Annotated in this window: 9 protein-coding genes; 4 read left to right on the plus strand and 5 right to left on the minus strand. The window is 32.6% G+C overall.

The window, feature by feature from the left end:
- The first annotated feature begins 111 nt into the window (after positions 1 to 111).
- A complete protein-coding gene (locus CBP76_RS02125; protein ID WP_245865544.1) occupies positions 112 to 945 on the plus strand; it encodes a peptidoglycan recognition protein family protein in 834 nt (277 codons plus the stop codon).
- Positions 946 to 1,030: 85 nt separating this feature from the next.
- Here CBP76_RS02125 and CBP76_RS02130 read toward each other — a convergent pair whose 3' ends face one another.
- From CBP76_RS02130 to CBP76_RS02145, 4 genes are all read right to left on the minus strand, one after another.
- On the minus strand, positions 1,031 to 2,404 hold the full coding sequence (locus tag CBP76_RS02130; RefSeq protein WP_102195283.1) for an FAD-dependent oxidoreductase: 1,374 nt from the start codon (positions 2,402 to 2,404) through the stop codon (positions 1,031 to 1,033).
- Positions 2,405 to 2,563: 159 nt separating this feature from the next.
- Entirely contained in the window at positions 2,564 to 3,340 is a 777-nt protein-coding gene (locus CBP76_RS02135) for a hypothetical protein (protein ID WP_102195284.1), read from the minus strand.
- Positions 3,341 to 3,375: 35 nt separating this feature from the next.
- Positions 3,376 to 3,708: a hypothetical protein gene (locus tag CBP76_RS02140; protein WP_102195285.1), complete on the minus strand. Its 333-nt coding sequence runs from the start codon at positions 3,706 to 3,708 to the stop codon at positions 3,376 to 3,378.
- Between the two features lie 280 nt (positions 3,709 to 3,988).
- Positions 3,989 to 7,006, minus strand: coding sequence for an MMPL family transporter (locus tag CBP76_RS02145; protein ID WP_102195286.1), 3,018 nt, complete (start codon positions 7,004 to 7,006; stop codon positions 3,989 to 3,991).
- A 199-nt stretch (positions 7,007 to 7,205) separates the two neighbouring features.
- Here CBP76_RS02145 and CBP76_RS02150 point away from each other — a divergent pair, with 199 nt between their 5' ends.
- Entirely contained in the window at positions 7,206 to 7,781 is a 576-nt protein-coding gene (locus CBP76_RS02150) for a TetR/AcrR family transcriptional regulator (RefSeq protein WP_166667149.1), read from the plus strand.
- Positions 7,782 to 7,802: 21 nt separating this feature from the next.
- Here the strand turns inward: CBP76_RS02150 and CBP76_RS02155 are convergent, their stop codons facing one another.
- Positions 7,803 to 8,633, minus strand: coding sequence for a helix-turn-helix domain-containing protein (locus tag CBP76_RS02155; protein ID WP_102195288.1), 831 nt, complete (start codon positions 8,631 to 8,633; stop codon positions 7,803 to 7,805).
- Positions 8,634 to 8,847: 214 nt separating this feature from the next.
- On the opposite strand from CBP76_RS02155, the gene CBP76_RS02160 reads away from it, so the two are divergent.
- Entirely contained in the window at positions 8,848 to 10,155 is a 1,308-nt protein-coding gene (locus tag CBP76_RS02160; protein ID WP_102195289.1) for a sensor histidine kinase, read from the plus strand.
- Between the two features lie 148 nt (positions 10,156 to 10,303).
- Positions 10,304 to 10,903, plus strand: a complete 600-nt coding sequence (locus CBP76_RS02165) for a LytR/AlgR family response regulator transcription factor (RefSeq protein WP_342746067.1) — start codon at positions 10,304 to 10,306, stop codon at positions 10,901 to 10,903.
- Positions 10,904 to 11,076: the final 173 nt, after the last annotated feature.

Here is an 11,076-nt window from a genome sequence, read left to right on the forward strand (position 1 = left end):
TAATCATTTTGTAAACACTCTCAACTTCTTCATATGCTATTCTTATTCTGGGAATCATAAGGGGGAGTTACTATTATTAAAAAGAAATATTTCTTATTTACTTTTTTTATTTTGTTATTTTTATTAATTACTAATACTAAAACTGTTAAGGCCGATTCTTCAATTAACGATTATATTATCGATAATCAGATTCAGCCTGCTAAAATTCAATCTCAGGAAGGTACTTTTGGAGTTTGGCAAGGATATCGTTATGGCGTTGGTCAACCTGAAGGTATAGTGGTTCACGAAACATCTGAAAACAATGTTACAGCTCAACAATTTACCGACAGATTTAATTCCGAATGGCGTCAAAAACAAACTTATGTCCATGCCTTTGTCGATAATAATCAAATTCTTAATATTCATAACACTGACTATATTGTTTGGGGTGCTGGTCCTACAGCTAATTCACGTTTCATCCAAGTAGAACTTTGCCGCGTCAATACTTATGACGAATTCGCACATTCTTTATCTAATGATGCTTATTATATTGCTTCCAAGCTAATTCAATATAATTTGCCTGATGTTCCTGGACAAACTGTTTTCTCACATAAACAGACCAGTGACCTCTGGCACGAAACAAAGCATCAAGATCCTGACTACTATTTCAGTACTTGGGGTTATGATATGAATCAATTTAACGATTTGATACTTTCCTATTATGATAATTTAAAATCATACAATAACGTTTATAATCCTAATGACCATGTTATTAACGTCCGCAATTCAAATGGAGCATATGTCCCATTAGTTTCTTTGAATGATGACGGATCAGTTAGTTCAATTTCTAATCGTGCTTTAGCAAATAATACTCCTTGGTATACCGATAAAAAACAAACAGTTAATGGTGTACTTTATCATCGAGTGGCTACTAATGAATGGGTCGCTGACAGTTATAAATATTAAATAAAAAGCCAATGCAATATTCCATTAAAATGGATTACTGTATTGGCTTTTTTGATGCCTACAAAATCATATTAAATTTGTTCATTTAAAAATCTTTTTCACCCAAAGCATGTTGAGCGGCAATATTTAAAATACTCCATTGTCTATCAAATCCTGGTTGGAAGAAGAAGTCAGCATCTGCCAAATCTTCAAGAGTTAATTTATGTTGAATTGCTAATGCTAAAACATTTCCTTGTGCAGTCACATCATATGTTGAAAGAACCGATCCGCCCAAAATGATATGTGAGCTAGGATCAAAGAATAGTTGCACATATACCATTGGATTATTTTTTCCAGTAGGTACATAAGCTGGTCTCAAACTGCCTTGGTAGAATGATTTCTTAATTTCAACATTAGAACGTTGAGCAGTGAAGCTATTCAAACCACTTTCGGCAAAATGATAGTCAAAAACGCTAAGTGCTGATGAGCCAACAACCCCACTAAATGGAAGCGAAGGTGTTTCTTCAAATAGATGTTTAACAACATATCTAGCTTCACGGCGAGCAACCGTTGCTAAAGCAATGGGAACATGATTATTGGCTGGAATTGAAAAGGCTAACGTAGCATCACCAATAGCATAAATATCATTTTGGTTTGTTTGTAAATATTCATTAGTCTTGATCCAACCACGATTATCCAACTCAACTATATCCTTGAGCCAATCAGTATTTGGTTGGACTCCGGCTGCTTGAATGACCAAATCGCTTGGATATTCTCCTTGATCAGTCTTTACACTAGTAACAAGTTCTTTTCCAGAATATTCTTTGATATTAACCCCCGTTACGACTTTCACACCCTTCTCTTCAAGGTGCTTTTGAATAACATCAGTCATTTCTTTATCAAGGTAAGTTCCTAATGGTCGATCGATCACATCAAGAATCGTAACATTTTTACCAGCCTTCACACTGGCTTCAGCAGCCTCGATACCAATATAACCTGCTCCTACTATTGTTATATTTTTTACACTAGTATCTTCAAGTTTTGATTTAATTTGTTTGGCCCAATCGTAGCCACGCATTAAAAAGACATTCTTTAAATCATTTCCGGGTACGGGAATAGACTTAGGAGTTACACCTGGACTTAAAATCAACTTATCATATGAGTATTCTTGACTACTATTGTCTTTAACATTAAGAGCAGTAATAGTTTTCTTATTAGAATCAATCTTTGTAACTTGATGATTATTTAGAATTTGGACGTTTTTATCTTCAGAGAATTCCGCTGGACTGAAATTACGAACATCGTTAACATCTGTCACACTATTTTCCAAATATAATTCCATACCACAGGACATAAATGATACAAAATCCCCGGCCTCAAACAGTTTGATATCAATATCTTTATAACGCTTCAATAATTCCAAAATAGATTGATGCCCACCATGTGATGCACCTACAATAACAACTTTAGTTTTTGACATAAAACAACCTCCGCTTCTTAATAAGAATCATTACAATGTAAGAATAGTTCTTGATAGTCTCAATGTCAATTAATAACTTAATCTACATGTGTCAATATCTTAGTCTAGACTAAATTAAAAAATCATTACGAAGTCGCTTGAATCAAGGGTTCTTTCAAATCAATTCTGTTCATTTAATTTATTAGTCAATTTCAATATATTTCTAACTTTGCTTCTATTCTCGGGAAGGTAAAATGCAGGATTATTTATTTTATATTCATTATCTTTTTTTATCCAAAAAATTACTTCTGGATTTTCCAAAACATAAAAGTTTTTAGTTGTTAATCCATATTTTTTATATGTTGCTTGCTGTGTCTTATTATCTGGACTATAAAGTTTTATTCCAGCAATAAACTTGCTACCAATTTTAGGAATCGGTTTAGTAGAAATACTAGAATAAACAATTGTCTTTGGATTAGGTACACCAAACTGAGAACCAACAAAGTCGCCGTCAAGGCTACGAAAATAGTCCTCTGACTTAGCTAGTCCACCTGAAAACTCAGTTTTGATGGTTCTTCCTTTCAAAGACTTATCGCCACTAATAACGTTTTGTACATAAACTGTTCCCTTGGTCTCGGTAACCACTTTTCGTCCAAATTCCGATTGTAGGTTCAATACTTGACCTACAATAACGTTTTGATTGCCGTCCTTCAAACGTTGCAAGGACATTGTCGAATCATCATAACCACTGGGAATCTTTAATATTTCTTTATCATAATTAGGATCGTTTACATCCTTAGCTGACTTGATTCGTTTATTCCAGACCTTACGATTCTTTTTAATTAACTCGGAGCGTTTTTGTTGTTCAGCTTGTTGATTGGTTAAATTTTGATTCAATCCACAGCTTGTTAACAAGCCCAAGCTGAGAATCAACATCCCCCATATTAATTTCTTCATTCTAAAGAATCTCCTTAGTGATCTTTTGATCTAAATTAAAGATTTTGCCCCTTTTTGAATTGCCTAGCTATAAACATTGTAATTGCCGTTAAAAGTGCTGCCATTAAAGCAAGAACAATCAAAGATGATAAATTATCATATCCACCAGTAATTATCATATAAATAAAAAAAACTACGAAATCAATTGATATTGCATACTTATCTTTAATTTGAGTAGTCACTGGGATAAGTGCTAATAAGAACATCAAAAAGATCTCCCAAGGAAAATTATTTAAAATTGGCTTGTTTTGAAATAAGTTTATTCCTACTTCAATCAATAACCAAAACCCAATAAACACCAAAAAATTTCTAATAACTTGATTCTTCATATACTCTCACTTTCTAGAATTTACTTGTTTAAAGTTAACATATTTTTAAAATTCAACTCAATCTCAAAATAATTGAAAATTCAATATACCCTTATAAATAGTTATTTGAACTTTTATTTTGATAGATTCAATGTAGCATAATTTTATTTCAATGTCTTTTGCTTGATCTTAAAATCAAATCCGACTAACTTTAGCATAATTTCAAAAAAAGATACCAGCTCAATGATTATTGAACTAGTATCTTTCTTTAAACTATTCGTATTTTGTAACAACTTATAAATTATTTTTCAGTTTCCGTACTATCATTATCAGATTTTTCATTACTTGGCGTCTTAATTCGATAAAGACGTTTTTCATGCCACATAGTCATACTGATCAAGGCAGATAACGTCAATGGCAAAATGACAACCAGAATTATCAAACCAAAGATAACTCCTAAAGCAACTTGTATCAAAGTTGTTACGCCGGATGGAATCAATGCTGCAAAAGTACCGCTTAAGATGATAGCCGCTGAAATTACAACAGTTCCAATAGCAGTAGCTGCATTAAGCATTCGATCCTTCAAATCTGGCATTGGTTCATCCTTGAAACGAACCATTAAGAATATACTATAATCTACTCCTAAGGCCATCAACATTATAAAAGTGAAGAATGGTGTATTCCAGCTAAGTAAATTATCACCTAGGACTAGTTTTGAAAACATTCTCGTGATCCCCATTGAAACTTCATAGGCTAATAGCAATGTTCCAATAATAGTCATCGGTTGCAAAATAGATTCAGTTACAACAATCAAGGCTATTCCAATACCTATTGTCATAATCAAAGCTGTTCTTCCGAAGTCACCATTGGCAAGTTTTCTCAAATCGTTATTTTGTGATGTTTGACCACCTACAGCCACTTTAGAACCCTTCAAGGCACCATGCTTCAACTGTGCTTTCATATCTGATTGAATCGTCTTCAATTGCTTTGAGGTTGTTTCACTATTAGGGTCACCTTTAAAGACAATTGTTAGTTGAGCAATTTTCCGATCTTTATTCATATAAGTATCAAGTGCTGGTTTAAAGGCTTCAGACTTAATTGTATTCTTTGGCAGGTAGAAAGTATCACCAACATATGATTTACGCAATCCATCTAAATAAGTCTTCATTGTTGTATTTCCAGCTGCGATGCTGTCTAATCCGTCATTTGCAGAAGACAGACCTGATTCTAATTCTGTTACCTCAGAGCTCATTTGTTTTAATTGAGTATTCATTTGTTGAACACCACTGTTAACTGTTGTAGCTCCACTGGCAACACTGCTGGCACCACCAGTTAGAGTAGAATTAGAATTTACTAAAGTATTAGTTCCACTGGCCAAGGTTGACATCCCTGAGGTTAAAGTTGGGATTTGATTATTTAACTGACTCATTCCAGAAGACAATGCACTTGATCCTGTGTTTAGTTGACTAATTACTGTCTGCAATTGTGTTATCTCACTAGCTGTAGTTGAAGTATCTTGACCACTGTTTTGAAGTAAAGCCATTAATTGGCTAGCCTGAGTTGATAATGAGCTGACTTGAGATTGCAATTGTGACATTCCTGAAGACAATTGTTCTGAGCTACTTGTCAAAGTAGAAACTCCACTAGTCAATGTTGGCAATTGACTATTAGCACTCTGTAACCCACTGTTAATGCTAGAAACTCCAGCAGTATATTCATCAACACCACTAGATAATTCTTGGGCACCAGCCTGTAATTCACTAGTTCCATCGGCTAATTCTTGAACCTGGGCCGTACTGCCACTTATATTAGCACTCTGTAATTGAGAACTAGCTGAATTCAATCCTGATTTAATTTTTTCCAAACCTTTAGTAGATGTATCTAATCCTTTGGTAATACTTACCAATTGATTCTTAAGATACATACTCTTAATTTTATTTCCACCCGGTTGAGTAGCAGAGGTCACAGTCTTAACCCCTGGTTCTTTTTGAAGATAATTAGTCAAATCATCAATGGCGGCTAATTTGGCTTGAGTCGTCATCTTTGAACTACTTTCAATATAAACTGTTGCCGGAGCCGACATCCCTTTACTAAAGTGTCTTTGGATTACTTCGTACCCTTTTTTTGCTTGATAAGTGTCTGGTATCTCATCAGCATTATTAAAGTTCAAAGTAGAACTACTATTAACCAAAAATGGTACGGCCGCAATCGCAATAATACCAATAATCACAACCGGATATGCTAAAGCTGTGCGAGAAAGTCCATACCAGATTCGACTCTTTCCGCCTCCAGCTGTAACTTTGCTAGGCCAAAACATCTTTTCACCTAATATTTGCATGAAGAACATGTTCAGCGTTAACAAAACTGCTAATAATACTAAAACACCAATCGCAACACCGACGGCACTACGATAGAAAGAAAACTTAGCCAAAGAAAGTACCGAAAAACCGATCAAAACTGAAATTCCACTATATAAAATAGTCCTACCGCCATGTTTTTCAGCATCCCAAGCGGCTTCTGACGCCGATAGTCCTCGAGCTAATGCTCCCTTGAAATAGTTATATAGTAAAATATTATAATCTGTTCCGATTCCAAACAAAACAACCACTAAAAATACTTGTGTAAAGTTAGAAATTGGAAAATCTACTTTTTGAGCTAAATTCATTACAATACTCAATGATGTAACAAAGGCAACACCAACGTTCAACAATGAAATTAATGGAACGATTGGCGAACGGAAAACTAAGATCAAAACAATAAAAATAAAGATAATTGCAATAACTTCGGTCTTTTGGATTCCCTTCTCAGTTACCGTCGAAAACTCATCATTTAAAGCATCCGATCCAGTTACATATGTTTTAATACCTGATACTTGTAACTGTTTTTGTAATTCTTTAACTTGTTGTCCAACCGAATTATTTTTCTTAACCGTTACTTGAGCCAATTGTGTTGCTTTATCTTTAGCAATCAATTGCTTTTTAGTTTCGGCATTATCACTTGGACCCATTACATTAGTTATCTTAAGTAACTTTTTATTACTCAATTCATTTAACTTCGTGTTAATTTTGTCTGATTGAGATTTAGTTAATTTGCCACTAGACTTATTGTCAAAAACAACCGTATAAGTTCGTACCGATTTATTGCCATTAGCCTTCTTCTCTATCTTCGAAGCTTGCTGACTTTCAGTATAACTTGGTAAAGTGATATTACCTTTGTTTCTGACTAGTTGAGATACATTGGGCATTGCAAATACTGCAATCAAAACAACAATGATCCATCCAATCAAAGCAGCGGCATATTTATTATTTATCTTCCGCATCTTGATGTCTCCTCATAATATGAATACCATATAGAAATTTTCAGAAAATACATTGATTATAATAATTTTTCCGTTGTTATGATACAAGAGACAAATTTTAGATATTAGCTTATATTTAGACAATATTTAGCTTTTGTAAAAATTAAACGTTTTCATGTATGCTAAAATAAAGATAAACAGAATTCTAGGGGAAAATAATATGAAAATAGATGTAACTAAACATCTAACAATGGGGGCAAAGAGAACCTTAAAGGCTTTTCGTGTTGCCATGTTTGAACTATTAAGGGAAAAAGATTTTGATAAAATAACCGTCAATGATATCTGTCAAAAGGGTGAGTATCCAAGAGCCACCTTCTACAACTACTTTGACGATAAACTTGATCTTCTAAAATATCTTTGGTCATATATTGCTAAGGATATTTTGTCGCAACTACCCGATGATAAACAAAATGATGCAAATTTGATTAAAATATTTAATCTTTTGGTTCAATTTTTTCATGAGAATACTGCATTATTGGCGAATATTAAACAAAGCAACGGAGCTGACTCACATCTCTGGCATAATCTGGCAGGATATTTGAAACATGAAGCCAATCGCATTGTCTATCAGAATTGTTCAATTGATTCTAAACCGAGCATTCCAGCCAAATTATTATCACGATTTTATAGCGATCTAATTATTGGAATGTTGGAGTGGTGCCTGTTTGAAGAACCTAATATCCAGTTAAAAATTGCTGATGAATATTTACTAAAATTATTACATAACGATTTATGATATAAAAATAGAAGGATGGGATTAATCCCATCCTTCTATTTCTTTAGCTATTTTATCGTGTTGTACAGCAAGTGCTGTGTAATAAGCCATATTCTTGTATTTCTCATAGTTTTTGCTGTCATGCTTTGAAATTGCCAATGACATGTAAAATTCATCTAGGAAGTACATTCTGCCGTTCTTTTTAGCATATTCTATCCCACGGTGAATAATTTGAGACGTTAATTCCCGTTTGCCAAGTTTAGCAAATGCCAATCCTAATTCCTTACATAGATATAGAATTTCGAAATCCTTCGCATTAGAGAAATTAAAGTTTTCTTTGATAGCATCATAAACTATTTTGAAATAATATTCGGACATTTCGATATTATCTTGTTCCAAGCAAACTTTTCCTTTGATCAAAAATGATAGCATAGTATATATATTATCATTATCCATTTTTGTTTCTAAATTAATTTTATCAAGATTAAAAGAAGCATCTTCTAGCTTGCCCGCTCTGAAATCTACAATAGCCTCGATAAGATGTAATTGCGCCATATCCTCTTTATTAACATTCTTTTTAACTAAGGCCAATTTTTCTTCCAAGTCAGATGTATCATCTAGAACAGCATCCTGCTCGATATTATCTAATACATAAGTCTTTTCTCTTTGATAATCACTAGAAAAATCACTAAAAATTTGATCTAATGTCAAATCAAGTCGCTTACAAATTTTAATCAAAACTTCGATTTGCGGAGTCATATTATGTTTCTCAAGTTTACTAATAGTATTTTGATTACATAAATCCTTTGCTAAATCGCTTTGTGTCAAATTCAAACTGCGTCTTTTATTGTATACAACAGAACCTAATAGCATCCAATCACCTCATAAATTACATGGTATAATATCTTTATTCTACCACTTAGGAGTATATTTTACCTTATAGGAACATTTTAAAATTTAGTTTTCCTTTGTGATATTCTTAATGTGTGTAAAATATTATATAATGAATGAGGTGATTATAATGGGTTTATTTACATTTTTCTTAGACTGGGGTCTACCAGGTTCTAACCACTAGGAGGCAATATTTTTGATAAGTTTTTCAAACATATCCTGGTATTTAGCGAGTGCCACCAATACCCTTTTATTATTCATGGTTTTGCTAGTATTTGTACCAGAAATAGTAAATCGTTTTAATATTTCAATTATAATATTGTCTAGTATTTTGTTTACATTTGCAGATGTAGTTAAAAATGGCACTAGTTTTGTTTTAATAACTATTGTCATTTTTTATATGCTTAGAAAATCTAAAAGAAAAAAACTTTTTAAGTTATCCATTTTTCTTTTAGATCTTTTAATAACAATATCAACTCAATCAATTGCTAGTTATATTGTATTCAATCTTTTAAAAATAACATTTAGTCCCGCGCTTATTGAATCAGTTGTAATTTCACTACTAATATCCTTACTCAATTGGATTCTGGCAATCGGATTAGTCCTAATAATAAGATATTTAATTAACAAATTTTATATCTCCGATGAACTAATTCAATGGATAATACTACTTTCTCTTACAATCATAACTGCCTCATACATTGGATTAGTACTAACCTCACGCTACTTAAAAGTTCAATTAACATATCTTAAACTAACAACTGCCATATTATTCTTAATAATAGCTTTCATAACTATCGGGGCTTCGTTCTTTATTTATGGTCATATCAAAAAAATTCAGGCAGATGCTGAATTGAAAACCATTGAGAACACTAATCTTTACATACAAGAACTCGAAAGAAAAAATGAGGATCTTCGTGGATTAAAGCATGATTACAAGAATCTCTTGCTTTCATTAGAAGCAACAATAAAAGATGATAATAATACTGAGGCTATTAAAAAGATAAATGCTTATACCAGTACCAATAGTGTTAATACTAAAATTGAAGATAGTGGTTTATATTCTATCGACGATGAACTAATCAGAGGTATTATTGTTACCAAACTAGTTACTGCCAAAAATAAAAATATTGAAACTCATTTTGAAATAGCCGATTCTGTTAATTTTGCCAATAGCAACTCTGTGGAAATAACCAGAATATTAGGTATCCTTTTCGACAATGCTATTGAAGCTACTATTAAATCTGAAAAACCAATATTAGATTTTGCTCTAATATCCTACGATGACTCTATTGAATTTATAATAAAGAATAGTGTTTCTCCCAATCAAAAAATAGATATTAATAATATCTACACTAGTGGTTTCTCTACCAAGAAAAATCATTCTGGTTTGGGATTAGCTAATATAAAAAGAATCGTTGATTCAAATTCTAACTATTATCTCAATACCAGTTTTAAGAATGGTATCTTTGAAGTTATCTTAACGATTCTAGAGGTGAAATAATATGTTGTTAAATATTATTCTTTGCGAGGACGATAAGAACCTCTTAATGTATTATCGTCTTATAATAAAAAATTATATTAAAGACCATCCTCAATATGACATATCCTTCCCTATATACTCTCAAAATCCTCGTGAGGTCGAATCATATTTGGATACTCCTCCAGAGGGAATTAATTTCTTTATTTTGGATATTGAATTTCATGACTCTCAAACCAGAGGTTTAGATTTAGCTGAAAAAATAAGAAAACTTAGCTCAATTGATAAGATTGTGTTCCTAACTTCTTATGATCAATTTGCTAAAATGACCTATGAGAGAAAGCTTCAATCCTTCGACTATATTACAAAAGATATTGGACTAACAAATATAGAAAAACGTATAGATGATGATCTAAATTCTACGGTCAATGAATTATTAGAAAACGATGACCAACCAGTTAAATTTTCATATTCTATAGGTCCAAGAGAATATAAAGTGGACTTGGATGACATCGATTATTTTGAAGCCAGTGATTCCCACAAAATTTCTTTTCATACTAAGGATTCTATTGAGCAGTTTCAAGGTTCCTTAACGGCATTAGAAAGTAAATATGAAAATTTGTTTAGAGTCCATAAAAGCATCTTAATTAACCCTAATAATTTTGAAGAACTGGATAAACACAAGCACAAGGTGATTTTTAAGGATGGAAAAAATTGTGATATTTCAAGAAGACGAGTTTCAGCTTTAATTAGATATATTGTAAGCACCTAATAACCGACCGTCTATGATTTAGGCGGAATTCGAATTATGATTATCTCATCAAACATATTGGTGAGGTATTTTTTTATGGAAAATCAACCTGAAATCGTGAAGGTCAATGTCCCTAAGGCTTTAAGCGAAGCTAAGCCGTCAGTACCCAGTCGGGCGCTTCATATTCGTATCGT

This window comes from Companilactobacillus nuruki, assembly GCF_002872255.1.
Lineage (GTDB): Bacteria > Bacillota > Bacilli > Lactobacillales > Lactobacillaceae > Companilactobacillus > Companilactobacillus nuruki.